Annotated in this window: 23 protein-coding genes; 6 read left to right on the top strand and 17 right to left on the bottom strand. The window is 56.3% G+C overall.

The features are described from left to right. Positions 1-7: 7 nt before the first annotated feature. Both AS89_RS0102400 and AS89_RS0102395 read right to left on the bottom strand, forming a co-directional pair. Positions 8-745: a hypothetical protein gene (locus AS89_RS0102400; RefSeq protein WP_010130702.1), complete on the bottom strand. Its 738-nt coding sequence runs from the start codon at positions 743-745 to the stop codon at positions 8-10. Next, complete coding sequence (locus tag AS89_RS0102395) at positions 742-2,457, bottom strand: carbon-nitrogen hydrolase family protein (RefSeq protein WP_010130701.1); 1,716 nt, start codon at positions 2,455-2,457, stop codon at positions 742-744. The genes AS89_RS0102400 and AS89_RS0102395 overlap by 4 nt, the downstream gene beginning before the upstream one ends. A 222-nt stretch (positions 2,458-2,679) precedes the next feature. Between AS89_RS0102395 and AS89_RS0102390 the strand changes: the two genes are divergently transcribed. Genes AS89_RS0102390 through AS89_RS0102375 form a run of 4 tightly spaced genes read left to right on the top strand, consistent with a single transcriptional unit; the run spans position 2,680 to position 7,272 of the window. Further along, positions 2,680-4,041 carry an MFS transporter gene (locus AS89_RS0102390; RefSeq protein ID WP_010130700.1) on the top strand — a complete coding sequence of 454 codons (1,362 nt, stop codon included), beginning with the start codon at positions 2,680-2,682 and terminating at the stop codon, positions 4,039-4,041. Positions 4,042-4,053: 12 nt separating this feature from the next. After that, positions 4,054-4,869 carry a red chlorophyll catabolite reductase gene (locus AS89_RS0102385; protein WP_010130699.1) on the top strand — a complete coding sequence of 272 codons (816 nt, stop codon included), beginning with the start codon at positions 4,054-4,056 and terminating at the stop codon, positions 4,867-4,869. A 46-nt stretch (positions 4,870-4,915) separates the two neighbouring features. Further along, complete coding sequence (locus tag AS89_RS0102380; protein ID WP_010130698.1) at positions 4,916-5,782, top strand: isocitrate lyase/PEP mutase family protein; 867 nt, start codon at positions 4,916-4,918, stop codon at positions 5,780-5,782. A 17-nt stretch (positions 5,783-5,799) separates the two neighbouring features. Beyond that, on the top strand, positions 5,800-7,272 hold the full coding sequence (locus AS89_RS0102375; protein ID WP_010130696.1) for an aldehyde dehydrogenase family protein: 1,473 nt from the start codon (positions 5,800-5,802) through the stop codon (positions 7,270-7,272). 14 nt (positions 7,273-7,286) lie between these two features. On the opposite strand, the gene AS89_RS18085 is transcribed toward AS89_RS0102375, so the two are convergent. The 13 genes from AS89_RS18085 to AS89_RS0102310 all read right to left on the bottom strand — a co-directional run bounded on the left by AS89_RS18085 (position 7,287) and on the right by AS89_RS0102310 (position 21,277). Continuing rightward, complete coding sequence (locus AS89_RS18085; RefSeq protein WP_010130695.1) at positions 7,287-7,817, bottom strand: DUF2141 domain-containing protein; 531 nt, start codon at positions 7,815-7,817, stop codon at positions 7,287-7,289. A 105-nt stretch (positions 7,818-7,922) separates the two neighbouring features. Next, positions 7,923-8,840, bottom strand: a complete 918-nt coding sequence (locus AS89_RS0102365; protein WP_010130694.1) for a hydroxymethylglutaryl-CoA lyase — start codon at positions 8,838-8,840, stop codon at positions 7,923-7,925. Between the two features lie 23 nt (positions 8,841-8,863). Continuing rightward, a complete protein-coding gene (locus AS89_RS0102360) occupies positions 8,864-10,063 on the bottom strand; it encodes a CaiB/BaiF CoA transferase family protein (RefSeq protein ID WP_010130693.1) in 1,200 nt (399 codons plus the stop codon). Positions 10,064-10,128: 65 nt separating this feature from the next. Beyond that, positions 10,129-10,905 carry a maleate cis-trans isomerase family protein gene (locus tag AS89_RS0102355; RefSeq protein WP_010130692.1) on the bottom strand — a complete coding sequence of 259 codons (777 nt, stop codon included), beginning with the start codon at positions 10,903-10,905 and terminating at the stop codon, positions 10,129-10,131. A gap of 64 nt (positions 10,906-10,969) precedes the next feature. Beyond that, a complete protein-coding gene (locus AS89_RS0102350) occupies positions 10,970-12,181 on the bottom strand; it encodes an MFS transporter (protein ID WP_010130691.1) in 1,212 nt (403 codons plus the stop codon). 68 nt (positions 12,182-12,249) lie between these two features. Then, entirely contained in the window at positions 12,250-13,083 is an 834-nt protein-coding gene (locus AS89_RS0102345) for a maleate cis-trans isomerase family protein (protein WP_010130690.1), read from the bottom strand. 20 nt (positions 13,084-13,103) lie between these two features. Next, positions 13,104-14,318 carry an FAD-dependent oxidoreductase gene (locus AS89_RS0102340; RefSeq protein ID WP_010130688.1) on the bottom strand — a complete coding sequence of 405 codons (1,215 nt, stop codon included), beginning with the start codon at positions 14,316-14,318 and terminating at the stop codon, positions 13,104-13,106. A gap of 66 nt (positions 14,319-14,384) precedes the next feature. Further along, on the bottom strand, positions 14,385-14,999 hold the full coding sequence (locus AS89_RS0102335) for an isochorismatase family protein (protein WP_010130686.1): 615 nt from the start codon (positions 14,997-14,999) through the stop codon (positions 14,385-14,387). A 44-nt stretch (positions 15,000-15,043) separates the two neighbouring features. Then, on the bottom strand, positions 15,044-15,862 hold the full coding sequence (locus tag AS89_RS18080) for an alpha/beta fold hydrolase (RefSeq protein WP_010130684.1): 819 nt from the start codon (positions 15,860-15,862) through the stop codon (positions 15,044-15,046). Continuing rightward, positions 15,862-17,304 carry an aldehyde dehydrogenase family protein gene (locus AS89_RS0102325; protein WP_029249724.1) on the bottom strand — a complete coding sequence of 481 codons (1,443 nt, stop codon included), beginning with the start codon at positions 17,302-17,304 and terminating at the stop codon, positions 15,862-15,864. The genes AS89_RS18080 and AS89_RS0102325 overlap by 1 nt, the downstream gene beginning before the upstream one ends. A gap of 11 nt (positions 17,305-17,315) precedes the next feature. Further along, positions 17,316-18,599: an acyl-CoA dehydrogenase family protein gene (locus tag AS89_RS0102320; protein WP_010130681.1), complete on the bottom strand. Its 1,284-nt coding sequence runs from the start codon at positions 18,597-18,599 to the stop codon at positions 17,316-17,318. A gap of 113 nt (positions 18,600-18,712) precedes the next feature. Further along, a complete protein-coding gene (locus AS89_RS0102315; protein WP_010130680.1) occupies positions 18,713-19,459 on the bottom strand; it encodes a hypothetical protein in 747 nt (248 codons plus the stop codon). A 105-nt stretch (positions 19,460-19,564) separates the two neighbouring features. Next, the gene (locus AS89_RS0102310; protein ID WP_010130679.1) at positions 19,565-21,277 is read right to left on the bottom strand and encodes a nitrilase-related carbon-nitrogen hydrolase; all 1,713 of its coding nucleotides are present in this window, start codon (positions 21,275-21,277) and stop codon (positions 19,565-19,567) included. A 288-nt stretch (positions 21,278-21,565) separates the two neighbouring features. Here AS89_RS0102310 and AS89_RS0102305 point away from each other — a divergent pair, with 288 nt between their 5' ends. Beyond that, complete coding sequence (locus tag AS89_RS0102305; protein WP_010130678.1) at positions 21,566-22,900, top strand: MFS transporter; 1,335 nt, start codon at positions 21,566-21,568, stop codon at positions 22,898-22,900. Between the two features lie 153 nt (positions 22,901-23,053). On the opposite strand, the gene AS89_RS16710 is transcribed toward AS89_RS0102305, so the two are convergent. Together AS89_RS16710 and AS89_RS16705 are read right to left on the bottom strand one after the other, a co-directional pair. Next, positions 23,054-23,803, bottom strand: a complete 750-nt coding sequence (locus AS89_RS16710; protein WP_010130677.1) for an alpha/beta hydrolase — start codon at positions 23,801-23,803, stop codon at positions 23,054-23,056. Positions 23,804-24,223: 420 nt separating this feature from the next. Continuing rightward, on the bottom strand, positions 24,224-25,030 hold the full coding sequence (locus tag AS89_RS16705; RefSeq protein WP_033229799.1) for an SDR family NAD(P)-dependent oxidoreductase: 807 nt from the start codon (positions 25,028-25,030) through the stop codon (positions 24,224-24,226). A gap of 179 nt (positions 25,031-25,209) precedes the next feature. On the opposite strand from AS89_RS16705, the gene AS89_RS0102290 reads away from it, so the two are divergent. Further along, positions 25,210-25,842 (top strand): hypothetical protein, encoded by a 633-nt coding sequence (locus AS89_RS0102290; protein ID WP_010130674.1) that lies wholly within the window; start codon positions 25,210-25,212, stop codon positions 25,840-25,842. The last annotated feature ends 110 nt before the right edge of the window (positions 25,843-25,952 follow it).

Genomic DNA, 25,952 nt, shown 5'->3' with positions numbered 1-25,952 from the left:
GGTTTTATCAGGCATAGCCCCAAATTTCTGCACCCGGCCACTGCCCACTGAAGTCTTGCAACTGTACCCGCCACTCTTTTTCACCCTGCACCCAGCGGTATTCCCGCAGCAGGCCATCGTGCAGTAGATATTCGGAACCATTATCATACTGGCCACCGGAATAGCGATAGCGCTCAACCTGCTCACTGCTAACTCCTACCGATTCCCCTACCGAACTCCCTACCGATTCGTGCCCCAAGTAGTCCAACCTGCGGCTGGAGACATCCGGCATAAACAGCTTGTCTCGCCGCCCCGGGTCCTGAATCCACGGCACTAGAATTTCCCCGCGTCCGCCAGCGGTAGCAAGTCCGGTAAGGAGCTGGCCCGCAAAAATTCGCATGAGCGGGAAGAAGTGCATTTCAGCCGCAGAAAAGCTTTGCGCTGGTGAGCCGGGGCGGCGAAAACGATACAGTGCGTTACTGGGCTTACCTCGATTACTGGGATCGCAGCGGTAGGTCGCCACTGCGACTGGTACATCACCACCCTCACACCATTTCAGCAGCCCCCGCATACCGCCGGATTCTTCGATCCTCACGCAGGCGCTTATGCGCAAAGACAGGGATGGCACCTCGCGCGCACTGGAGATTTCATAGCCGCTACCAGACTGTCGCAGCTGCCATGTCTCCGCGAGTGGTACCGGGTTGCCGTCGCATTGATATTCATAGCGTCCAGTTGCCAGAGGAGAAGAAACGTCGTTCGGTATCATTCCACCGTGTCCGCAGCGACTTGCAGCAAGTGATCCGTCGACTGATGCGCGCGATCACGCAACAGATGCGTATTGGAGGAAAGCATTTTGTTGACCGCAGCACGCGGGTGCAGCGCCGCCACCGTCAGCTCCCCCTGCTGGCGCGTCATAATCGGCTTGTTGATGTTGCCGTCGAAGTAACGCTCACGCCACGGTTCCAACAGGGTAAACTCCCGTTCCAGGCTGGCCACAAGCCCACCATCGGTACCGGGCATTGCCGCAACCAGACAGATCCGGTTTTCCGCAGCCCGCGCGGCCATCAGTAGCGGCACGTTTTCGTCTTTTCTGCTGCCGCGACTCGCTCGCAGCGAGGGCACCGCCAATACACAGTGCGCGCCCTTGAGCGCCGCCATACGGGATAGCTCTGGGTAGAAACAATCTTCCCCAACCAACAGTGCAACCCGCCCCCAGGGCAAGTCAAACACCTGTAACACACTGCCCGCCGGCGCCAGCCCCATGGCACAGCGATGCAATTGCGGCTGCACCAGCCTGCGCCCGCTTTCATCGAGCAGAATGCCGACGTGGTGCCAGCCGTGCACACCTTCGTCGATCACACTTGTACAGATGGCAACGCCGTTTTTACGGCTTACCTCTGCCAGGCGCTCTTCTGCCAAGCCGCACAACCGCATGGTGCGCGCCCAATCTTGTGCGGGGTCCGCAACCGGGAAACACACCGGCAATACCGCAAGCGCGACATTTTCCGGCAGATCCATAACCAGCTCTTCGGCACGCTCTATCGCCTCAACACCAGTGCCCTGCGGGCTTATCAAGGCGACTTTTACTTCTTCCTCTGCGTCACTCGAGGGCGTCAATGCACTCTGCTTGAGCCCCTCGTACAGCGAAGACTGACGGCGGGCAAGCGTGCCCATGCTCAATCGCAGCCGGGCATCTCGATCAGGCAGCTCCGCCATCACCACTTGCTCAACACCCCGCTTGCCCTCAACCACTGGGCGCCCATCCACGCCGACGACCTGGCTTTCGCCCGCGCCGTAGAGCGACGACTCGGGGATCGATGTCATTGCACTGACCTGCGCCAGCTCCTGTTCCGGCACCAGCGGCCCAACCTTGTTCGCCGCCACCATAAACAGCCGGTTCTCCGCGGCACGCGCCCGCACATGCAGGCTCGCCTCGTCAAACGCAAACGAATTCAGGGAGTTGCACAGCAGATCAGCGCCGGCCAATGCCAGACGTCGCGCAGGCTCAAAGCTGATGCCATCGCGACAGGCGATAAACCCGATTCTTCCGAGCTCCGTATCCACGAGTCCTGCCGCCCGTGTCGCGGGGGTAAAGAAGTCGTTCTCATGCCCCATCAAACTCTGCTTGTCTGCCTCACCCAGCAGATCACCATCTGGGCCATACAACAACGAGGTCACGGTAATTACCGGCTTCTCTCCTTTCCTGTACTGACGCCGCAACGATACGTTGATCAGCACATAGCTCTTGTGCATCCGTGCGCGCTCCGCGATCGCCCGCAGGAAAGGGCCATCCAGGTCTAACGCATACTCCCAGGCCTGGTCCAGATCCTGGTACCAGGAGATCCGGTTACAGAATTCCGGCAACACCATTAGCTTTGCCTCGTCCGCAGCCGCGCGATCAATCATGCGGATACAGGTGGCTAGGTTTTTATCAACATCCGTTCCGGTAGCAAATTGCAGTGCGGCGACCTTAGGCATAGTTCCCCCGGCGTGGCTTGTTCCCGGCAAAGCCATTCTCCGCCGGTACACTGGATAAATTCCTCTTTCGAGCCAATTGTACTATTGATATAACTTTATTACACTACCCCTTCTAGACCGACTAATTTAGACCGGCTTTGCAGTAGCCATGTACACTCATGGACGGTCTCGTAATAAAAAGAAAACAGCTGGGAAAATCCGTCAACAGCGAGGCGCTGCACAATGGATACAAATAACCTGACCCCGAACTACCAGGCTTCCCGTTCCTGGCTTGGTGCCCAATTGGCAGCGGGCATTTCCCGCGGCAACTTTGCCACCTACCTGTTCGCCGTATTTATTTCCTCCGGATATGCGGGAGCCCTGGCGGTGTTGCAGCCCGGGCTACTCCACGTAATGGGCATTGCCCAGGACACCCAGGCCATGGTGACTGGTTACCTCAGTGCCATGCAGGAGCTCGTGTTCATTCTGCTGCTTGGCTCTGCGGGAGCACTGTCGGATCGTATCGGCCGCCGTCCGGTCTACGTGTTCGGTCTTGCCCTCACCGGAATTGGCTTTGTCCTCTACCCCCACGCCAGTTCGATCACCCAGCTTTTCGCCTACCGCCTGCTGGTCGCCGTTGGCAGTGCCGCGATGATCGGAATGATGGTGACGGTGGTTGCCGACTACGCGAGCGAATTTTCCCGCGGCCGCGCCAATGGCCTGCAGGCCCTGGCCGCGACACTGGGTGCCTTTATCCCCCCTATTCTCGCCAGCTTTCCACAAGCCTTCAGTGGGCGCGGCATGGATGAACTGGCAGCGCAGCAACTGACATTTGCCGTAGGCGGCGCCCTCGGAATCGTCGCTGCGGTTGTGGCGCTGATCGGGCTGGCACCGAGAGTTATTCAGACTGCCTCTGCGGCCAGAGAGTCTCTTGCAAAAACTCTGCTCGGCGGCCTCAAGGCCGCGCGCGACCCTCAGACTGCCCTTTCCTACGGTGCGGCTTTTATTTCCCGCGGCGACCTTGCGGTAACCGGAGCCTTTATCTCCCTTTGGCTGGTGCAATACGGCACGCGCGAACTCGGCATGACCGCCAGTGAAGCAATGTTTCAACTGGCGGTACCGCGGGTACTGGCAACCGTCGCCGGTGCCCTGCTGGGCTCGGTGATCATGGGGCACATTGCGGACCGCACCTCGCGCGTAAACGCTGTCGCCCTGGCGTCCGGGCTCGCCGCGATTGTGTACAGCGCGGTATTCCTGATCCAGGACCCGACCGCCAACTGGGTGATCGGCCTGCTGTTTGTGATGGGTATTGCTGAAATCAGTGCTTTCGTCAGCAGTCAGGCACTGGTGGGCCAGCAGGCACCGGAAGCCTACCGCGGTGCGACCATCGGCTTCTTCGGCGTTGCCGGTGCATTTGGTATTTTACTCGGCACCTCTGGCGGCGGTGTCTTGTTCGCAAAAGTTTCACCCAGCGCGCCCTTCGTGCTGTTCGGTTTTCTCAATTTTGCCGTTTGCGCCTGGAGTATTTGGCTCAGCAAGCGGCTAACTCGTCAAACCACAACACCTGAGTCGTCGACCGTCTCTGCCGTTGCAACCAGCCAATAGAGAGCTATTGATATGGAAAACACTGAAAATTTGACAGAAGAATTTGTCGCCCATCTCGCCGGCGATGTAAAGATCGACACCAGTGAAACTTTTGACGCGGTAATGACGACCCGCGATCGGATTTGGGAAAAGATTCAGAATAGCCTGTCGCTGAAAGAGGACCTGCGGTGCGCGGACCTGCACAACTTCGACAATCTGAATGGCGAACACATTGGCCGCATGCGTACCTTCACCGGCGACCAATCCCCGGTGGACTGGATCATTCACTCCAATATCGGCACACCGAAAAATACGTTTACCAATATTCACCTAACTATCTATCTGGATGAATCTGTGGATGTACCCCATCTGGGTATGGCGTTTGGCACCCTGCCCGATGCGTTTTTCTACATTGACCCGATGCCGCGCTACGAGCCGCTGAGCTACCCGGAGCATTTGCAGAAATACCTGACGCCCCTGAATGACATTTACATGAGCCTGCAGGCAGAACTTTTCGAGGCCGGTGTAAAGCCATTTAACGCCGCAATGCCATTTATCCGCGGTTCCCTGTCGCCTGTGGCACTGGCCGGTATCGTTCCACTGGACTTCTACCGCGAAAAAGTGGAACCGAAAGTTTTCGCTTACGTAGACCACTGGCTGAAACTGGTTCACGAAGCTAAGGCGGTGCAGGATGCGGAAGCACGCGCGCAACTGAAACAGCGCGACGAATTGATCCGCCGCAATATCGTGCACCTTGACCCGGCCAACCCGATCGCCGAGCGCCTGGTCGGCAAGCCACTGGCAGATCGCCTGGTCCGCATTCTGTGTGCCGAAGAACGCAGCGAATAACTTTCCTCGCCAAGAGCAGAAGCAAGAGCAAGAGCAAGAGGCAAGTATGTCGGATTCATTGAGGCAGTTACTGGCCGGAGATCAGGTACTTTCCGTACCCGGTATCTACGATGGCCTGAGCGCCCGACTGGTGGAACAAGCCGGATTCAAGGCGGCCTTCCTGTCCGGGGCATGCTTGTCTTTCGCCCGTTTCGGTCGTCCGGATATGGGCATTGTCAGCGCCGCCGAGGTGGCAGAATCGGTAGCGGTGATTCGCGAACGCACGCCTATGCCGCTGATCGTGGATATCGATACCGGTTTTGGCAATGCGTTGAATGTACAGCGTACCGTGACGACCTTTGAGCGCGCCGGCGCCTCTGCATTGCAAATGGAAGACCAGCTGATGCCAAAGCGCTGCGGCCATATGCGTGGCAAACAGGTTATCAGCCGACAGGAAATGGTGGGCAAGATTCACGCAGCGCTGGACGCGCGACATAGCGACGAGACTCTGGTTTTTGCCCGAACCGATGCCCTTGGGGTCAATGGGTTTGACGACGCGCTGGAGCGCGCCGAGCACTATCTGGAGGCTGGTGCCGATGCAATCTTTGTTGAGGCACCGGCAAACCTCGAACAAATGCAGATTATTGGCGAGCGTCTGGGCAGCCGAACGCCCCTTATCCATAACCTGGTTGAAGGTGGCCAATCCCCTGTCCAGTCCGCGGATGAACTGCAAGCGCTGAACTACCGCATCGCACTGTTCCCAGCGTCACTGCTCCACCTGTTCATTCCTGCCGCACAGAAATTACTCGCGCAATTAGCTCATAGCGGCCACCTGAACGAACTGCGCAATCAGATGATTGACCTGGCCACAGTGAACGACCTGCTCGGCGCCGACGAGCTGCTGGCGGCGGGCAAAAAATATCAATACGAATAAAAAGACGGTACGCAATTATGAGCCGTGACCACTCGCTTCCGGAACTTGCAAACTACATCGACGGTGCATTTTCCACACCGGCTATCGACCGCGAGCGCAGCTTGCACGACGCCAATACGGACAAACCCATTCAGGGACGCCGCAACTCCAACCGGGAGCAGATTCAGGCCGCACTTGCCACCACCGACCGCATTTATCAGGCAGGCACCTGGGAAGATACGCCTGCAGAGGAGCGCGCAGAGCACCTGGAAGCGATCGCGGTAGAACTGAGCAGTGCAGAATACGCAGAAACCATCAGTATCGCCGACAGTCTCACCTCGGGCGCGATAGTACGCACCACCCGAAAAATGGCGCAGATGCTACCGTTCGTATTCCGCGGCGCGGCTGCTTATCTGCGCGAAGGACATCTGGACAAACAAGTCCCCGGCCCGCACGGCTCGGTAGACTACCTGCGCCGCCCTTGGGGCCCCGCACTGCTAATTGCCCCATGGAATGGCCCGACCGCGATCGGCTCTCACAAAGTAGCCAGCGCACTCGCCGCGGGTGCGCCATGTATTCTCAAACCTTCTGAATTTACTCCGCACTCGGCCATTATGATGGCGCGCGCTGCAGATCGGGCAGGACTGCCCAAAGGTGTATTTCAGCTGACACTGGGAGATCGATCCGTCGGCGCTCAGCTGGTGGAAGACCCGCGCATCAAGGCCGTGTCGTTTACTGGTGGACTTGCCGGTGGACGCGCAATCGCGCGTGCATGTGCAGACGACTTCGTACCAACGCAACTGGAACTCGGCGGCAACAACCAGCTGGTTGTATTTGCCGATGCCGACCTGGATCTCGCCGCTACCGGCATCGTTTACGGGATGACAAATCTCAATGGACAGTGGTGCCGCGCGCTTGGGCGCCTTCTGGTACACGAATCAGTAAAAGATCGCCTGCTGGATAAGGTTATGAGCCAGCTGGCGAATATTCGTATCGGCCACTCCCTCGATGAGGAAAGTGATATGGGGCCGCTGGTACACCGCGGTCACTTTGAGCAAGTGCAATCGGACATCGAGCGTTTGCGGAGTTGCGGTGGACAAATCCTGACGGCGACTCCACTACCACAGCTGGAAGGTAACTTTATTGCCCCAACCCTGATCGACGGTTGTCGCCCCGAGGATACCCGCGAGGAAATTTTTGGCCCCGTTGCCACGATCCACACGTTCCGTGATGACAACGAGGCACTCGCCCTGGCCAACGGCACCGACCTTGGTCTTGCCGGCTATGTCTATAGCGAGAATGAAGAAAAGGCCTTTGCGTTTGCGCGCAAGATGCGTACCGGTGGGGTCAAGATTAACGGCTACAGCCTGTTGAGTATCGGTGAAGGTACACCGCGTGGCGCCTGGGGGCTGTCAGGGCTTGGTGAAGAGGGGCATGGGCAATCCATCGAGTTCTTTACTGGAGCCCGGGTGGTTGGCCTTTCTCCACAGGATCCACTGGGTGGGCGCTAATGCGCCCAACAGCATTAATCGACCAGCGCAATAAATGTCTGCTGCTCGGGCTGTGAAATCTCGATCACTGCCTTGGAGAATTTGGGCGGGCCAAATCTCGGCACATGCCCATTAGACAGGCCCACCGGCTCTTTCGGAATGCCGATAAAATTCCGGTCCATTTCACCGTTTGCATTATCGTCATGGTGCACACTAATTGCGAAGGCGCCATACGGCAGTGTCAATAACACTTCAAGCTGACCGTCTTGCAGGTTTTCCAGGCCGGTTTCTTGGGCATAAACCTTGGTATCGCCAAGAAACGTGTCTTTGGAATCGTATACGGAGATATACAGCTTCCCGACTTGGGACTGGATATTGGCGATGGTGAGCTTTACGGCTGCGGTATTCTCTGCAAAAGACTCACCAGAAACTTCAGCACCAGATTCTTCACCACCAGATACCTCAGCAGAAACGTCTTCAGCGGCTTCTGTCGTTTCAGCAACAACCGCGCCGCCGTAGAGGGCGACAAGCCCGGCAAAACAACCACATAGGATTCGATTGATCATTACAGAGCTCTCCTTGGTGTAAAAGGAATATCGATTCAGGGGTTACATCAGCCACACACAGTTTGTCATTCACACGCCGATAAAACCAACACACATCAACCAACCTCAGGTCAATGGCGCGCCTTTTTCAACTTGCAACCGGCGCCAGGTATCCGCCCTGCCACCGGTGGGCACATCAAGCATTGATCCTACCATGCTGCCGACTTCCATCAACGCAGTCAGGTCGATTCCCGTATCGAATCCCATCTGCTCAAGCAGCATAACCACATCTTCGCTGGCGGCATTGCCGGTGGCGCCCGGGGCGAATGGACAACCGCCGATTCCACCGATGGCGCTGTCAAACTTGCGCACACCCGCATCCAGTGCAGCGCAAATATTTCCAAGCGCTAACGCCCGGGTATCGTGGAAATGACAGGCCAGACGCTGCGGCCCGTATTCACGTGCCAGCGCGCCCATCAAGCTGCGCACAGCCATCGGGTTGGCTGCACCAATGGTGTCTGCGATATTCACATCGTCCGCACCAAACTCGAATAGCCGCCCGGCAAGATCCATTACCTTACCCGGATCCGTAGCGCCCTCGAACGGACACTGCCAACCCACAGCAATACATCCCACTGCGCGAATACCGTCCGCCTGTGCTGCCTGGAAAATCCCCTGTGCTTGCGCCAGTGAATCCTCAACGGACATGCGCACATTGCGCTGATTCATGGTCTCAGTGGCGCAGATCACCAGCACCACCGTGTTTGCACCGGCATCCCGGGCCAACTCATAACCCTTGGCATTGGGAATCAGCACCTGACGATCGACACTGGAGTCGCCGGCAATTCCGGCGAGCACCTGATCGGTATTGGCCATCGCCGGTACTGCCTTTGGCGACACAAATGCCCCTGCTTCCACCGAGCGGACGCCGGCATTTAGCAAGCCTCGGATTATTTGCACCCGTTGCTCAACCCGCAGAACCCGCTGCTGATTTTGCAATCCGTCCCGCGGGCCCACGTCGTTGATCAGTACCTTTTCACGCATCGGTCAGCTCCGTTGTATCCGACTCAAGCCGCATCGCCATCATCTTTCAGTGCATCGATATCGGCCTGGGTATAGCCACATAGTTCACTCAGGATCTGATCCGTGTGCTCACCAATATGTGGTGCCGGCGAGAAGGAGTCCTCATGGGTTCGGGACAGTTTGATCGGGTTACCTGGCGCCTTGGTTTTCTTGCCATTGGGGTGCGCGATATCCACCACCATATTGCGATGCAATACCTGCGGATCGTTCAGTGCTCGCTCCAGATTATTAATAGGTGCACACGGTATGCGCTGAGCTTCCAGTTTTTCCAGCCATGCATCCGTAGTGCCAGTGGCAAAAATTTCCGCGAGCTTTTCATCAATAAACGTCTTGTCGGCAAAGCGTCCCGGCTGCCCATCGTATTTTGGATCGTCAAACTCAGGAACCTGTACCACCGGCTTGAGGTTCTGCCAGAAATTATCGGTAATCACTGCGATAATCACGAAGCCATCGGACGTGGCGTAACTGTTGTACGGCACATGCACAAAATGCGCGTTGCCGATCGGGTATGGATTTTTGCCGCTCAGGAAATGCATGGTGGCCATATAGTTCAGCATAGATATCTGGCAATCCACCATGGAAATATCTACATGCTGGCCCTTGCCGCTCGTTGCCCGCTCGGCAATCGCCGCCAGAATACCCATCACCGCGAACATGCCACCACCCAGGTCCCCGATGGGGATACCAGCACGCACCGGGTTGGCCGGATCTTCGCCGGTAATCGACATACCGCCACCGTACGCCTGCGCCACCTGGTCAAACGCCGGACGCTTGGCCCCCGGGCCGTCAGATCCAAAGCCCGACACACAACAGGTGATGATGCGCGGATTAATTGCATTGAGTGAGGCGTAATCGATCCCCAGGCGCTCCGGAACACCGGGGCCAAAATTGCTGATAACCACATCCGCCTGCTTCACCAGATCATAAAAAACCTGACGACCGCGCTCGCTCTTAAGGTTCAGCGCCACACTGCGCTTGTTGCGGTTCAGGGTCAGATAGTAAGCGCCAAATCCGTCGATAGAGTTTTCCGGATCCTTCGCCAATAGCTTGCGGGTACCCTCACCAGCCAGAGGTTCCACCTTGATCATGTCCGCACCCAAATCGGCGAGAAGCATCGCGCCATAGGGGCCAGACAGCATGTGTGTCAGGTCCAGTATGCGTATACCGTTTAGTGCTTTATTCATTGGTGAAACCTCCCGAAAATATCCATCATCAATCGTTGAAACTTATTACTCAGTGCGGGCATTGCTCAAAACTCTTCGAGCAAGCGACCTTTCCCGATAATTCGATCTTCGATGCCGCAGGCGCGCAGCGCGTGCCAGACCGTCGCAATGTTGATCGGGATCAGGGGTTTCTGCAGCACATGCTCAAGGGTGGGGAAAAGATCCAGCGTTGAGAGATTGGTACCACACTGGATGATTGCGTCGACATCATCACCATCCACTTTGCGCACAGCGTCAAGCACCTGCTGGATAGGCGTTTCGGCGATCGCAGTCGCCGAAGGGCGATTCATCCCCTTGACGTTCACCACTTCAAAGCCGATGTCGGAGAAAAAGCGGCGCACATTGTCGTCACCCACCTGTGGGTACGGCGTAATCACAGAAATGCGTTTGGCACCAAAGCAATTGAGCGCGTCTTTGGTGGCACCTGCACCGGTGGTCAGGCCGAGATCGCCGATCTGATCGCGGATCTCACGCTCAAACGCGATATTCCCCTCAAGGCCACCCCAGAAGGTTTCCGCAGACATGCCCAACATGATGTGGGAGACCTTTGCGGACAGCACATTGCGAATCGAGACCGGAATTTCGCCGCGCATAATATCGAGAAAACGCTCAAACACCGTATTCTCATCATCACCACTGCGGCTCATTTCATCAGACCAATTACGCAACTCGATCCAGAACCGCGATGGATGCCAGGTTACGCCATCCAGCCTGAGCTGCTGCAGGTCGTATTCGACGCCGGTATTGGTGGAAGGAATGATGACGCCGATTTGGGCGCGGCGGGCGATCTGATAATTATCCATAACGACTCCGGAAAATACTTAACGGAGTTATACCGGCCACCCGTGCTGACCGGCATGATAATTATCAAGAACCTTCTGCGACTGCCGCTAGCGGTACAGGTTCTTTGGCTCGTGGTGCGCGCAGCGCTATGGCGAGCAGGAGCAGCAGCCCCATCAAGGCGGTGCCAATGTAGTAAGGGGCGTGAATACCGATACCAGCGAAGGCAGTGCCGGTAATCGCGGTACCCATACCGCGGCCAAGTGTACCCAAGGCGTTGTATAGCCCCATGACAGCGCCCCGGTTATCCGCCTGCGCCTCTTTTGAGGTGAGTGACTGCATTGAGGTCAGCACAAACGCCGCACCAATCCCCTGCCCCACCAGCGCAGCGGCGACTCCAGGGACGCTGGCGTAGCCGCCAGCCACGGTAACCAGAATGGCAGAGACACCGAACAGAATAGCTCCGGCACGCATCAGGCGACGCTCGCCAAAACGCCGGGACAGAGGCCCGATAAGCCCGCCCTGCACAATCACCATGGCAATGCCCGCTGCGATCAATACCGGCACCAGATCTTTGGGGCCATGGGCAATATCCGTGGCGTCCGCCCAAATCGGGAAGATGGACTCAACGAACCCCGCCGCCAGGTTGTACACGGTCACCGCGCCCAGCAGCAGGCACAAACCGCGCCGCTCGGCCACCCAGCCCAGTAGCTGGGAAAAGGACTGTGACTGCGTATTTGATTTTGCAGTGCCAGACAGGCTTTCCTTGAGGAAAAATATCACCACCAGTAACGCGGACAGCGACAACCCCGCAGACACCATGGCCGGAAGCTGCAAGTTGGCATCTTCAAAGCTATCGCCGGCTAAAAAGCCGCCCAAGGCTGGGCCCACGATAAAGCTGATACCAAACGCTGCCCCGAGCATACCCATGGCTTTCGCGCGATCCTGATCGGTCGTGACATCCGCAACGTAGGCCTGGGCCACAGACAGGTTCCCTGCCATCAGCCCGCTAAACAGTCGCGATATGGCAACCATCCAGACAGTTGTGGCAAAGCCCAGCAGCACGTAACCCAAAACCGCACCGGCAAGGCTGAACACCAGAATGGGCTTGCGTCCAAAGCGATCGCTCAAGCGCCCCCATATGGGAGTGGAGAAAAACATACCCACTACGTATAACGCCATGCACAGTGTGGCAATACCCGGTGTGGCGCCGAGCTGTAGCGCATAGTACGCGAGGATGGGCAACATGATGGCAAAGCCAATCATGTCCAATAACACAATAGCTACCGCGATATACATGCCGCCTTGTCTCCCCGAAAACCTAGATACTACTTTTGTTACTACTTGTATTGCTATCGGTGTTGCGATCAGTGTTCTTCGAGCAGCCAGCCCATATTGTCGAACTTATCGTGAATACCGCAGCTGCGCAGCGCATGCCAGCAGGTGGCCACGTTGATCGGAAGTACCGGCTTTTGCAGCATTTTCTCCATGGCCGGGAACACACCTACGGTCGATAGATTGGTCCCCACCTGTACGATGGCATCCACATCGTCGCCATCAATTTCGCGCACGATATCCAAAACGTGCGGCTCCGGTACCAGTGCAATGGCATCGTGGGCATTGGCACAGCGCAGGCCCACGAGGTGTTTAATTCGATAACCTGCGTCTTCAAAGAACAGGCGAACGTTCTTGTCGCCCACCGGCTGATACGGAGTAATGATCGACAAGGTCTTGCCTTTGTCTTCCGGCAAGCCCAGCGCCTCCAGCGCCGAGATAACCGCGTTCGCTCCGGTAGTGAGGCCCGTGTCTTCACCCACCAGCTCCTGAATACGATCAACGAAGCCGTCATTACCCTTAATGCCACCCCAGAAGGTCTCCGCCGACATACCCATCATCACGTGATCAGGCTTGCAGGTCATCAAGCTCTCAATGGAGTCACCAATGGTTTCACGCAAACGCTCAAGGAAGCGCATGAAGTTGGCATCATCACTAAGATCCGGGTGGTCGATCATAAAGCGTGTGGTATGCCAGGTAACACCCCGCGGCAACAGGCGCTGGCAGTCGTATTCCACCGAGGTATTGGTCGAGGGAATCACCACGCCAATTTTCGCGCGATGCCCGATGTAGTTATCGCGGTGGCCATTGCTCAGCTGGGATCTCTCCCGGGTTTTGGACAGGTCTATTTTCTCAGGGAATGTCATCAGACTAAGCCTCGTATGCTTTATTGGACGGCCAAACTATCGCGCACGCAATTGATCATGGAACGCTCCAGCAAAAAGGCCTTGGCCTTGTCCGGATCGGCGGCGGTTTCCATCAGCATCTGCTGGCGCTTGCGCTGGATATTCGGATCGCGGGCTTCCATCAGTTTTTTATTCTCGATGGTGTGGCGCTGCACAAACTGCACCGCCAACTCACGGCGCTGGCGATCGTACAGGGAGAAGGCCGCGTCCGCGTCAGCACCTTCCTGAATGACCTTCTGGAGTTTTTCCGCCAGATTGAAGGCATCGTGCAGACCACCATTCATTCCCATACCACCCAGAGGATTATTGATATGGCAGGCATCGCCCACGAGTAGCGCGCGTCCTTGAAAGTAGGTTTCGGCTACACGCTGGTTTACCGCATAGATACTGCGATGATGCACATCGTAATCTTCCTCGCGGGGATGCAGACGCTTGAGGCGCGACTGCACAAACTCATCGGAAAGATAGTAATTTTCTTCTGCCTCATTGGCAGGGAATACCGGTACCAGTACCCGCCACAACTTGTCGGTACGCAGGATTACACACCACTCTTCCGGATCAGATACGTAATTCACATAGGAGAAGTCATCAAAGACCTCTTCGAAGGGAAAGCTAGTACTAACCACGAGAAACTTCTCATCGTAGGTGAAACCGGAGTAGCCGATCTCCGAGCGCTTGCGTACCACACTGCGCGCACCTTCGGCACCGATAAGATAGGAGCCAGCCAAACGCTGCTCACCCTGGGCCGTGCGTACAACCGCCGTCACGCCACCATTGTCCTGCTCGTAGTCCACCAGCTCGCAACCAAAGCGTACTTCTGCGCAGGCGTATTCTTTTAGCGCCTCGCAAATAAACCCGGTCAGTTCATACTGCTCCAACTGCAGGCGAAACGGAAAACGCGTATCTTCCTCGATCATGGACATATCGAAGGTGGCCACTTCACCGGTGGCACGATCGCGATACTGGTAGCGATCCGCACGCAGGCCGCGCTCCAGCATTTTCCCAATCACTCCTTCATCCAGATCGGCAATCATTTCCAACGATGGTGGATGAAAGGTGGACGCACGCAAATCGACGGGCAACTTGTCGCACTTTTCCAGTAGCAGGACAGGGATGCCCTGCTTCGCCAGGGACAGCGCCAGCACGCCGCCGCTCGGGCCGGCGCCAGCAATAATTACTGGAGACTGATTCGACATAATGACTCGCCAAATTCAATTATTGTTATCGATGATTCGCAGTAAAACGCTGCCGATCTCAGGCATCTAGGTTTGCTGTTCCGCCTGCTGCAGAGTGGGCAGCGACTGCAAAACGTCCTCCAAAGTCATGACATCGGCATATTTTGCATGCATATCAAACAGGTTGGCCTCGTGAGCTTCCGGGTTGCGATCCCCCACCGCTTCGCGAGGTACCACTACCGGATAGTCGTACTGCAAACCGTCGACCACCGTCGCGCGCACACAGCCACTGGTAGTAAGACCGGTCACCACCAGGGAGTCCGCTCCTTGCGCTCGTAGCCAGGTGTCCAGAGAAGTCTTGAAGAAGCTACTGGCCCATTGCTTGGCGATCACCGGTTCATCATCTTGTGGCTGCAGCCGTGGATCGACCTGCACCCATTCAGAATCAGGCGTCAACACATTCAAGTGATTAATGCGATCGCGAAATACGCGCGCCTGTTGCTCGTGGTGATACACCACGGTGGTAAACACCACCGGCAAGCCAAGTGCGCGAAAACGCTCGAGCAGTTGAGAGTTCGCCTGTACCACATCCGGGCAATCGGTACCGAGGGGGCAACGGGCACTGGTGAAACCGACGATCATATCGACCAGTAACAGTGCAGGCCTGGCGCCCAGACCGAGATTTTTTCGCTCAAGATCCACTTGCAAGCCCCCTTGACAAAGTTGGCGGAAGTAAAATCGGTCGTTCAGTGTTCTTCGACCACTTCCATAAAAAATCGGCGAAGTAATGTCGCCACCGCAGCAGGCTGCTGCTCGCATACGTAGGTACCGGCATCTTGTGGCAAGGCCGATGCCATGCCGCGTGGCAACAGCTTCACGGTGGGCACCACCGCCGAACGCAGTTGATCTTGCCCACCTGCAAACACCACAGCAGGACAATCAATGGCCGCCAGCTGCTCAGCTAACGCCTGTTCGGTGACCGCCTTGTAGGAGGCCAGGTAATACTCACCACACGCAAACGCGGAAAGTGTTTCGCGCATACTCAGTGCCAAATCCGCCTGTGGGTCCTTGGCGCGCAGCCGCTGCCACATCGCCTGCCAGTGATTGCCCTCTTCGTCTGCTGCAATGGTCTTGGCTGCCAGCGGCAGCGCCTGCTTCTGGACCTCGGATAACAGCGTCGGCCCACTCAGCGCCATCGCGCGCACAAATTCCGGATATTGAAAGGCCAACTGCACCGCAATAGCGGCGCCAGTGTGATGTCCAAATACCAGCGCGGGGCGATCAAAGGTTGTGCTCACCGCCTGATAGATCGCTTTCGCAAACGCCGCGATCGAAATACTCCCTGCCAGTCCGTCACTTTCCCCAAACCCGGGAGTATCCACTGCAACCACAAAAAATGTGTCCGACAGTAGCGGCATCAAGCGCTCGTACATTGCCGATGAGCTGGGGGTCTGATGTAGCAGCAGCAACAGCGGCAAATGCGCACTGCCGCAATAGCGATAATGGATTTGCCCCGCCGCGTGGTCGAGATAGCCTCTGCGCACTGTCCCTGTGAAATCCACCATTAGCGCGGCAGACTCCCAACATCCGCACTGATCCATTTCATCTCGGTGAATTCCTCAGTGCTGTAGTGGCCACCACTGCGTCCAACACCTGAAAGACCGACACCACCAATAGGCGCCAGTGCATTACTCTGGAATGCGTGCATGCCGATGTGTACCGCACCGGAAGCAATCCGCCGCGCGGCATGCAGTCCCCACTGCAGGTTATTCGTCAGCACTGCTGCGGAGAGCCCATAGTCACAGTCGTTTGCAATGACGATCGCCTGCTCCAGGTCTTCGGCCTGCACCACGCTGGCAACCGGACCGAAACTTTCCTCGCGCCAGGCACGACTGGTACGCGGGGGATCCAGCAGTACCGTGGGCTTCACCACCAGCCCCTGCAGCACCTCACCACCAGTCAACAAGCCCGCGCCTCCATCGATGGCTTCCTTAACGTGCTCGAGTACTTTTTCCACCGCGCGACCGTTGATCAGCGGCCCGTATACAGTTTTTTCATCACGCAAGTCGCCAAGATGCAGCGATTCTGCCTCGGCCTTTAACGCGGCGATAAATGGCTCATAAACTTCTTTGGCCACCACAATGCGCGAGTTGGCCATGCAAATTTGGCCACTATGGGTAAAAATACCCTGCGCGGCGATCTTCGCGGCCTCTGCGGGGTCAGCGTCTCGCAACACCAGCAGCGCACTTTTGCCCCCGAGTTCCAGCTGCATGCGTCGCATTTGTTTCAGCCCGGCCTGCCCTACTGCAATGCCGGTATTGGTCGAACCGGTAAGCGCAATACAGCGTACGCCGGGGTGATTCACCAGCTCGGAACCACATTCCGCACCAAACCCGGTAACGATATTCACTGCTTCTGATGGCACGCCGGCATCCCACAGCAGGCGACCAAAGGCGAGTGCCGTTAATGGGGTTTCTTCCGAGGGCTTAACAACCAGGCTGTTGCCCGCCGCCAGCGGAAAGGCACACATTTTTGTCAGCAACGACAGAGGTGCGTTATACGGAGACACCACACCGACCACCCCCAGTGGCTCGCGAAAAACCATGGAGATTCGGTGCGGATCATCATTCGGGAAAGTTTCACCATAAAGGCGGCGCGCCTCACCTGCGGCGGTACGCAACAAGTCGACGGTATAGGAAATTTCACCGCGAGCCTTGGTAATCGTCGAGCCGCTTTCGTCAATCAGTGTATCCAGAAAGCGCGTCTCGCCTTCCGCGGCGACGAGTTCCGCCGCGCGTAACAGGGCGGCCTCTCGCTGGGCTGGCCGCAGGCGGAACCAGACATCGAACCCGCGCGCGGCGGCCGCGACCGCATCATCCACGTCCTTGGCCCCTGCGCGCGGCACATAGCCCAAGACTTCATCGCTGGCGGGCGCGGTTACCGCAAAGGTGGTGCCATTCGCGGAGGGAACTTCTGCCCCGCCGATCAGCATGTCGTAATTCTGCATAGTGGCCCCGCTCAGGCTGGCTGCGCGGAAGACTTTTCGCCGACACCGAACAGACTCTGCTCAGCGCCTTCTACTTCCATCTGTGCCGCCATCAAGCGGCCGCGTTCCGCAGGGAATGCCTGCACAATACCCATCGTCATTTCACGCAGATAGCGCGCCGGATCACCCATGGTTCCGGAGGTGCCGCTGGCCTTGAGTGCATTGGCTGCCACCTGGAAGCCCGCCTCCGCAACAACGCCCTTACACAGTCGCCACTGCTTCACAACTTCATGCTTATCGGCGATCGGTGGCTCACTGGTTTCAAGCTCTAACTGGCGGCGCAGCCACAACAGTGAGGTTTGCACATCGACCATCATTTTGCCGATCAGCTCTTGCTGATATGGCGCAGTGCCTATTGGCTTGCCGGTATCGGCAAATTTTTTCTCGGTCAGGTGCTTCAGTACATTCTGATACGCGGAATGCGCGGAACCGGCATAACCGCATACCGCTGCCATCTGGTTGCCTACAAAACTACCGCGGCTCATTTGCATACAGCGGGTAAAAGCGCCGGGAATAGCAAGGGATTTTTCATCTGGCACAAAGTAATCTTCCAGAACAATACCGCCGGAGCTGGTGCCGCGCATGCCGATTGCGTCCCAGGGTGCACGCGGACGTACGCCTTCACCATCGCGATCCACAAAAAATGTACACAGGCCCTCTGCGGTGTCGTAACCTTCCAGACTCGCGGTCACCAGGTATTTATCCGCTACTCCGGTGCCGGTACCGAAGGACTTGACCCCATTCAGCAGATAGCCGCCTTCCACCTTGCGCGCCTTGGTGCTGATGGTAACAGCAGCCTTTTCCGACTTAACGGATTCGCTGGCGAAATTTGCGAACCAGAATCCGTCCCGCCCCATTCCGTGCAATACCTGCTCGGCAAAGTTGCGAACCTGTACAGATTCCTCTTCGTTAAACAGGCCCGCTTCCAGCGCCTCGATGGCGAGGAGTCCGCGGGAAGCAGCACTGCAGTGAAAAAAGAATGCCAGCGCAGTTGATGGGCAGGCAGAACCTAGCGCAAAGCAGGCCGCAGCCATATCGCGCAACCCGCCACCCAGACCGCCGTACTCGGTGGGAATGATTAACCCCAGCAATCCGGCTTCGCTGAACTGCTTGACGTGCGGCATATGAAATTGGGCGTTGGCGTCGACTTCACGTGCGGCCTCGCGTACCGCGGGCAACACAGACTCGACCACTTCGGCACGCGCACGCTCTGCCTCAGTCATACCTTCCAGCAGAATTTCACCCGTCAGTTTCATCGACATTCCCTACCCCAATTATTCTTATTCACTCAACACATGCGCACCCAAATGAAAGTGCGCACGCTGCCCTCTTAATACAAAACCCGGCTTTCGATTATTCGATCAGGCAATTAATCGACAGCCTTCAGCAATCCGCGCAGTGCTTCACTACTTTCGGCGCCAATCAATCCGCTGATCTGATTCCAAACCTTGTCTACGTCTGGATCGAAAACAATTTCGCGATTGCGGCGGTCGCGCTCAGCGAGCGCCGCGCTGTCTACCGCCTCCAGAGCCTTCTCACTAACGCCTTTCTCCAGCACGGCAAACCAGTGGTCCAGATAGGCATCGACAGCACCGTCAATTTTGGCAAACGCTTCCTTGGTGGCACGCTGTACCAGCATCCATGGAGACATAATCGCCAGCTGGCGAATATCCAGGTGCGCAGCACTCATGCCTTCCATATTGCGGGTAGCGGTACAGGTTTCTGTCAGCGGGGCATAAACCTCATCCATGTAGGCAAGGTTTGCACCGAGATCCAGACGCGGCACAAGATCCAGATGGAATGCGCAATGCTCACCAGCACCGACGGAATCCAAAGTGAAATGCGGTACCGCACTCTCGCTCGGAGTGAAGGCGAACAGCATATGGGAGTCGAGACCGATCTGCGGAACAACCAAGGCACAGGTCACCACTTTTTGTAGCGGACCGCCCTCGTAGAGGCGCACCTCGCCAACCTTGCCCTGGGCCATCGGCATGTGACTTTCCAGCGTCAGATATGGGCCGTTATCGGCGCCATAAACTTCCTTAAGGCCGAGCGTTTCGATTAGTCGGTCGCGTGTATTATTGGCCAGAGACTCAGGCAAAGACGTTGCGCTCATAGGTGACTCCGAAGAAAGATGCCGTTGATAGGATAAGATTTTGGGCAAGCCGGCACGGTGTCACATTGATATTTCTCAATAAGACACCGCGCCATAAAGAAGTGATTAATGTGCAGTAATTGGGCCACACAAATTCCAGGGTCGATTGACCACAAGATCGGTATTTCGGGAAACCTCTTTATTTTCTGCGGCCGCTGGATACAAGGTCACCGCTAAAATTGGCTGCTGACCTGCCACACGATAAAGCTCGGGCTGGCTCAACAAACCGTCAAAGGCACGTTCTTGCCACGGCGTGAGCACAGTAAAATCTCGCTGCAACGCTGTTGCAAACCCGGATCCCAGCGGTGAAGCAATGGCAGCCGCCAGCAAATTAATCCGGTTTTCTGCCGAGCGCTCCAGCAGCCCGGTACGCAATTCCCAAGCACCGAGAGGCTCCAGCGAAACCACAGCTGTATCGACACCGGCCATCGCCAACAAGCGGAAGGTCTCTGGATACAGGCTGTCATCAGACGTAACCGCCGCCAACCGACCAAATGGCAAAACAATATTGTCAAAACGATCAACGGGCGCAGACCATTCGAAACGCGCACTGCGATGCACCTGGCCCTGGCTGAACACAACACCGCCCGCACCAATCACAACGGCACAATAGCGATCTTGCCCGTCTTCGCAACGCATTGGTAACGCGGTGGAGATATAACTTTCTTCACTGCAACACAAGCGCAACGTCTCGATCACTTCACCAGAAAAATCCAGCGCCGCAGGAAGATCTGCCGCAATCGCAGCCGCACCCATTAATGGCGGCACCGTCACCAGATTGGCACCATCTTCAATCGCTTTGCGTGCCAAATCCGCCGCTTCTCGCAGGCCGTCGCGCCCATCGGTAGCAAGACTGATGACCGCAGCTTGCACGGACTCAGCCCCCGACCATTCCGGGTACGTTTGCGCACTCGGGTTTTCGCCAATGGACTGGTACAAAGCTGGGCGGCGACTGGAAAAAATATCTGTTCCGTCCGGGCGACGTTTGTCATCCGCCTGTGCGGGCTGAATGTCCGCGTAGATCACCTCTTCCTTGTCGAGGGATGCACAGGCCAGGACGGTGCCATCGGGCGCTACGATTTGACTCTCACCGGCGCCGTGCAGGAACTTCTGCGGAATACCTGTAGCTTCACTCACCGGTACCAGGATGGCTTCGGGCACGAGTGGGCCCACTTTGTTCGCTGCAACAATAAACACATGATTCTCTGGCGCGCGCACTGGGACATGCAAAGATCCCTCATCGCTGGCAAACGAATTCAGGCTATTGCAAAGCACCTGCGCCCCACGCAATGCCAAGGTGCGCGGTGGTTCGTTGATAACACCATCCATACAGGAGTAAAGACCAAAACGCCCCAGCGGTGTCTCAACTACAGGGCCCGGCTCTTTGGCGGGCTCGAGAAAATCATTTTCATGGCCGATATAGATCTGCTTGGTATTGTCGGCAATCAGCTCGCCCGCCGGCGAGTACATCAAGCTCGATCCGGTTACCGTGCCACCCTCCCGGCGCACGGTGCAATTAACCACAACATAGACCTTCAGAGTGCGCGCCTTGGCGGCTACCGCCTGCAAAAAGTCACCGTCCAGAGTGACGGATACCTCTGCACAATGCTCCTGGCCGTCATACCACGACAGGTGGTTACAGAACTCGGGCAGCACCACCAAATCCGGGCGAACTTCCGCAGCCTGATCCAGCATCCGCAATACCGTTTTTAGGTTCTCACTGACATCAGTCCCTACATGGAACTGTGCGGCTGCGACACGAATGGATTTATTGTTCATTTTACGACCTGCCTTTGCGAATGCTCTCCTCCCGACTGGACGGGAGTCTGGTTACCAATCAATCAGCGACTTGCAGTAGATCTGTTCAGTAGTTACGTGCGGTAGGACTCGTAGTAGGCTACCGGAAAGAATCTACTAGCAAACTGCTACTAACCTACTACCAATTGTTATAAAACTCTATCATTATATCATTTCGAACCAAACCCGAATAAGATCGACAGGTCTGACAAGACAACACCGTTCGCATCAGTACCAATGTTGATCAAACCGTTATAACGAGGCGCCGCCATGGCTAACCAGCAGGAACTCCGGTTTTTAGGGCTCGATCTGGAGAGTGATGTCTCCCGCTCCAATGTGCTCACCTTCTACTTCGCGTGTCTGGCGACCATCATGTTCGCCTCCTTCATTCCCCAGAGCCAACCCTTCCTGCTCACAGAGTTTCTCAATATTCCGCCAGAACGCCACGGCATGGTGAGTGGATTGCTCAATTTCTGGGCGGAGATTGTGATTATCATCTCGGTCGCCATATTCGGCCCACTGTCCGACCGCTTCGGCCGCCGCCCTATCACCGGGTTCGGCTTCCTGGTGATGTCTGCAGGCATCGCGCTTTACCCCCACGCAGAGAATGTCACCGAGTTGCTGGCCGTTCGACTGGGCTATTCCGTGGGACTGGCCGCAGTGACCACCACTATCGTTGCCCTCATTGCAGACTATGTACGCAACGAAAGCCGCGGCCGTGCGACCGGCCTGCAAGGCGTAATGAATGGTGTGGGCGCAATGATCTGTGTGTTTTTGCTGCTGCAACTGCCGGCGATCCTGCAAAACAACGGTGCGACTGCGCAGGAAGCCGGCATTCAGACCTACGGCCTTGTAGCCATCGTCTCGTTTGTCACCGGCGTTCTGATGTTAATTGGACTGAAGCCTGGCAGCAGCCAGGCCGAACCAAGTGAACACAGTGAAAGCCTGATCAGCATCACCCGCAACGGCTTGCGTGCGGCGCGTGATCCGAGCATCGCGCTGGCCTACGGCGCCTCGTTTGTAGCGCGCGGCAACCTGATGATTGTCGGCACCTTTTTCACACTGTGGGTCACCAACTACGGCACCGCGGAACTGGGCATGAGCCGGGCCGAAGCACTTGCGCGTGCGGGTATGATTGTGGGCATCGCCCAGGGCTGCGCATTACTGACCGCACCGGTATTCGGCATACTCGCCGACAAGATATCGCGCATTCGCGCACTGATCATCGCACTGCTGATTTCCGCAATCGGCTACGGCTCAACCATTTTCATTACCGACCCCTTTACCACTGGCATGATTATCTGTGCCGCATTGATTGGCCTGGGTGAAATTGGCTGCATCATTACCAGCGGTGTATTGGTTGCGCAGCAGGCGCCGCAGTCGCATCGAGGTGCGGTAATTGGCTTCTTCACCCTCTCCGGTGCGGTGGGTATTCTGGTTGCGAGCGTGGCTGGTGGTTACCTGTTCGATGCCTGGCGCGCTTCCGGGCCGTTTGTGTTCTTCGCCGGCGTAGCCCTACTCGTCTTGTGCTGGGCCATCGTCTTGGAAAAGCGCCTGGCGAATACCGAGCAGCCATCCCAGTTAGCAGGTGACGCCCCGGTATAGCCACCACCCTTGCTGCAATGTTGAATTACCAAAAAAAGCCCGCGTTCAGCGGGCTTTTTGTAACTCAAATATCAATTCAGCAGCCACCCAAAATCGAAGATTCTCACCGCATCAAGGCTGAATGGTTGCGAGAGTCAAACGCTGATAGAGTGATTAATTCAACAGTAAGCCAAGCTCTTGCTGAACCATTGCCTGCTGCTGTTCACGGGAGATTTGCGCCGGGTTATCGCCATCCTGCAGCGTATCACTGTAATAGAACTGCGTATGATTACCGCCGTCGATGCGCACATACTTGGTGTTGGCCGGCAGACGAGCCTTGCTGCCTTCGATATCCTGCGCAGTGGTCAGACCATCTTCAGAGCCCCAGATGGAGACTACCGGAATTTCCAGAGTGTTGAGATAAGCCAGGTCACTGGAATAGGCAGCAAGAAGGAAAAGTGAATCGACACGATCCCAGGAAGCGCGGTTGACATTGACATAATCGGCGGCAACAACACCACCCAGAGAGTGACCACCGATCACCCAACCGCTGACCTCATCCTTCCAGTAATGTTTTGGATAATTCGCATAGTGAGTGCCAAGTATGCCGAGGTTAAATGGCAGAGTCAGTACGGCGGCATGATACCCCTGCTCCGCAAAGTGACGGGCCAACGGGGCATAAGCACGAGGATCAACAAAGCCGCCGGGATAAATGATGATCCCCTTGGAAGAAACGGGCTGCGCGGGCTCAAAGCCAAAAAACAGTGAAACGCCGACCCAATCGCGCTTCTGAAATACCTTAACGGTAGGTGACGAAGTCATCGCTGCATCGACTTCGGCCTGTGCATCCGCAAACGCGGGCACCTGATAAGTAAAAATCGCGACGATCAGCGCGAAACCTCTGACAAGTTTGGTCAGCCTCATGGCTATCTCCCTTTTAGATTTTATTGAATATTGGCAACTCAACCTCGACCCTCTGGCCCCTCGGTGTATTTCGTATACAACACCCACCCCACGAAAATTCGCCTCGCGTAACGCCGGCAAAGCACCGAAACAACAGCCAGACCACCAAATAAAGACATAACAGCATATCGTTATATCTTTATAATTTTTCTTATATCGCGGAGTCGGAGCTTCGGGCAATAACCCATCAGGCACACCCGGAAAAATGGCACATAAATCTTCATTACCTAGGGATTGTGTGAAGTAATCCCCGAAGTCGGACAGAAGCGCCAATGCCAGCGCGCTGAACATACGCTGAACATGAAAAGGAGAATAAAAATAGGGAAGGCCCGCCTCTCCAGAAAACATTGCAAGCAATACTGCAGAGGCTGCTTTGTGATTTCATGCGGGACGCGAATCATACTCCGCAAAGAGGTCGCGCTTATTGAGGCCGGCGGTGAGAAAACGCCAGAATGCCTTGCGCCCGGTTAGCCACGCCACCCGGCTACCGGATTTTTGTGCATTCAATACACCACGCACCAAATACGGGGTAACCGTCTCCACTGTATCCCCGAGGATGTTCAGGATCTTGCGGGTCTTCTGCCACTCAGGCGAAGCGAGGTCGTAATCCCCTACAAGCAAATCCGTCACCACAATACCAGGGCTCAAAGTATTTACCTGCACGTCGGTGCCCTTGACCTCTTTCTGCAGTGAAGTGGTCAGGTAATTGAGCGCGCGCTTGGTCGCCCCGTAGGCCGCCATACCGGTATTGGTTTGGCCGGTACTACCGAAACCTTCCATATTCCAGATTTGTCCGTAGCCTTGCTTCAGCATCCCTGCCAGCGCAATCTTACAGGCCAGTAGCAGGCCAGTCAGATTGGTATCGACAATCGCACGTAAATCTTGCGCAGACTGTTCATGCAGCGGCTTCCGCACAATGCTCATACCGGCATTGTTAATCCAGATATCTACAGCACCCTTGCTATTGGCGAAATCCCAGAGCTTGGCCAGATCAGCCTCCGAAGTAATATCACAGGCGATTCCCGCTACCGCGTCCTTGCCATGCTGCCTTTGCAACTCAGCAACCACGCTATCCACCTTGCTCTGGCCGCGCGCACTGATAAATACGCGGCACCCGCTTGCCAAAAAGTTTTCCGCGAGCCCTCGCCCTATTCCTCGGGTACTACCGGTTATGACCACAGTCTTCATCGAGTCACTCCTGTTTTCGTTGTCAGAGAAACGCTGATGCGTCGGTGACAGTGTTGGCCGACAGAGTTGGCCGCCGCCGTTATTTTGAGTTATTGTTATATCATTATCACGTTTAACGCAACTTTTGATGTAAGTAGCGTGGCGTAAGCAGAGCAAACTTTTACTGAGATAGATCCGGAATGGCCGAACGATTCCCCGAAAAAAGCAACTCCACGACGACGAGCTACCCCACTTTTCCCATAGGCTCCGTGGGCTACAACCTGATGATGATGCGCGGCACCTGGCACGACCAGGTCGAGCTGTTTCATCTAGACGGCCGCCCACTGGAAGACGACACCGCAGCCGGCAGTGGCACGCCGGGACCAAGCCCGTTTGATAACCTGGTCTACCTCGACTTTGACGGGCACCGCCTGCAACTAACCAATGTGCACTTCCGCGGACGCGAGCCCACCGCCAAAACCTTTACCGGCCAACTACGCGACAACCTGCTAGTGTTTGATCCGCTCGGTCCCGGCGCCTACGAAAATGTCGGCGTCTCCGGAGGTGTCGGCATCCTGACCTTCAATGCGCTCAGACTGAACCCCGCCTGCGAGGTCTATATGGAACCCGATTTCATTATGCTGACCGCCCCAGGCCAACGGATTCGCCATACCGTTCTGTACCGTGAAGGTGTTGCCACCCGCACGCTTACTGCGCGTGGTGTACGCCTTTCGCCAACCTGCGATCAACGTCACGAACTCGACCCAAGAGGCAAGACCGGACCGGTGCACGAACAACCCTTCAGCGCATCCATCTGGAAACACCTCGCCTGATTCAGCGACATCGCCGGTAGTACGAATAATTCGTGCACCGGTTGATAAATATCATCCCTAAAACTTCATCGCCTTTTTATCCTGCATAGAGTTGCCACAGTTTTTCACTG

Source organism: Microbulbifer agarilyticus S89 (assembly GCF_000220505.1).
Taxonomy (GTDB): Bacteria; Pseudomonadota; Gammaproteobacteria; order Pseudomonadales; family Cellvibrionaceae; genus Microbulbifer; species Microbulbifer agarilyticus_B.
This window is presented reverse-complemented; position numbering and strand designations above follow the sequence as displayed.

Bases quoted from the DNA above. Each gene is read 5' to 3' on its own strand.
- AS89_RS0102400 (WP_010130702.1), bottom strand. From the start codon at position 745: ATGATACCGAACGACGTTTCTTCTCCTCTGGCAACTGGACGCTATGAA.
- AS89_RS0102395 (WP_010130701.1), bottom strand. From the start codon at position 2,457: ATGCCTAAGGTCGCCGCACTGCAATTTGCTACCGGAACGGATGTTGAT.
- AS89_RS0102390 (WP_010130700.1), top strand. From the start codon at position 2,680: ATGGATACAAATAACCTGACCCCGAACTACCAGGCTTCCCGTTCCTGG.
- AS89_RS0102385 (WP_010130699.1), top strand. From the start codon at position 4,054: ATGGAAAACACTGAAAATTTGACAGAAGAATTTGTCGCCCATCTCGCC.
- AS89_RS0102380 (WP_010130698.1), top strand. From the start codon at position 4,916: ATGTCGGATTCATTGAGGCAGTTACTGGCCGGAGATCAGGTACTTTCC.
- AS89_RS0102375 (WP_010130696.1), top strand. From the start codon at position 5,800: ATGAGCCGTGACCACTCGCTTCCGGAACTTGCAAACTACATCGACGGT.
- AS89_RS18085 (WP_010130695.1), bottom strand. From the start codon at position 7,817: ATGATCAATCGAATCCTATGTGGTTGTTTTGCCGGGCTTGTCGCCCTC.
- AS89_RS0102365 (WP_010130694.1), bottom strand. From the start codon at position 8,840: ATGCGTGAAAAGGTACTGATCAACGACGTGGGCCCGCGGGACGGATTG.
- AS89_RS0102360 (WP_010130693.1), bottom strand. From the start codon at position 10,063: ATGAATAAAGCACTAAACGGTATACGCATACTGGACCTGACACACATG.
- AS89_RS0102355 (WP_010130692.1), bottom strand. From the start codon at position 10,905: ATGGATAATTATCAGATCGCCCGCCGCGCCCAAATCGGCGTCATCATT.
- AS89_RS0102350 (WP_010130691.1), bottom strand. From the start codon at position 12,181: ATGTATATCGCGGTAGCTATTGTGTTATTGGACATGATTGGCTTTGCC.
- AS89_RS0102345 (WP_010130690.1), bottom strand. From the start codon at position 13,083: ATGACATTCCCTGAGAAAATAGACCTGTCCAAAACCCGGGAGAGATCC.
- AS89_RS0102340 (WP_010130688.1), bottom strand. From the start codon at position 14,318: ATGTCGAATCAGTCTCCAGTAATTATTGCTGGCGCCGGCCCGAGCGGC.
- AS89_RS18080 (WP_010130684.1), bottom strand. From the start codon at position 15,862: ATGGTGGATTTCACAGGGACAGTGCGCAGAGGCTATCTCGACCACGCG.
- AS89_RS0102325 (WP_029249724.1), bottom strand. From the start codon at position 17,304: ATGCAGAATTACGACATGCTGATCGGCGGGGCAGAAGTTCCCTCCGCG.
- AS89_RS0102320 (WP_010130681.1), bottom strand. From the start codon at position 18,599: ATGAAACTGACGGGTGAAATTCTGCTGGAAGGTATGACTGAGGCAGAG.
- AS89_RS0102315 (WP_010130680.1), bottom strand. From the start codon at position 19,459: ATGAGCGCAACGTCTTTGCCTGAGTCTCTGGCCAATAATACACGCGAC.
- AS89_RS0102310 (WP_010130679.1), bottom strand. From the start codon at position 21,277: ATGAACAATAAATCCATTCGTGTCGCAGCCGCACAGTTCCATGTAGGG.
- AS89_RS0102305 (WP_010130678.1), top strand. From the start codon at position 21,566: ATGGCTAACCAGCAGGAACTCCGGTTTTTAGGGCTCGATCTGGAGAGT.
- AS89_RS16710 (WP_010130677.1), bottom strand. From the start codon at position 23,803: ATGAGGCTGACCAAACTTGTCAGAGGTTTCGCGCTGATCGTCGCGATT.
- AS89_RS16705 (WP_033229799.1), bottom strand. From the start codon at position 25,030: ATGAAGACTGTGGTCATAACCGGTAGTACCCGAGGAATAGGGCGAGGG.
- AS89_RS0102290 (WP_010130674.1), top strand. From the start codon at position 25,210: ATGGCCGAACGATTCCCCGAAAAAAGCAACTCCACGACGACGAGCTAC.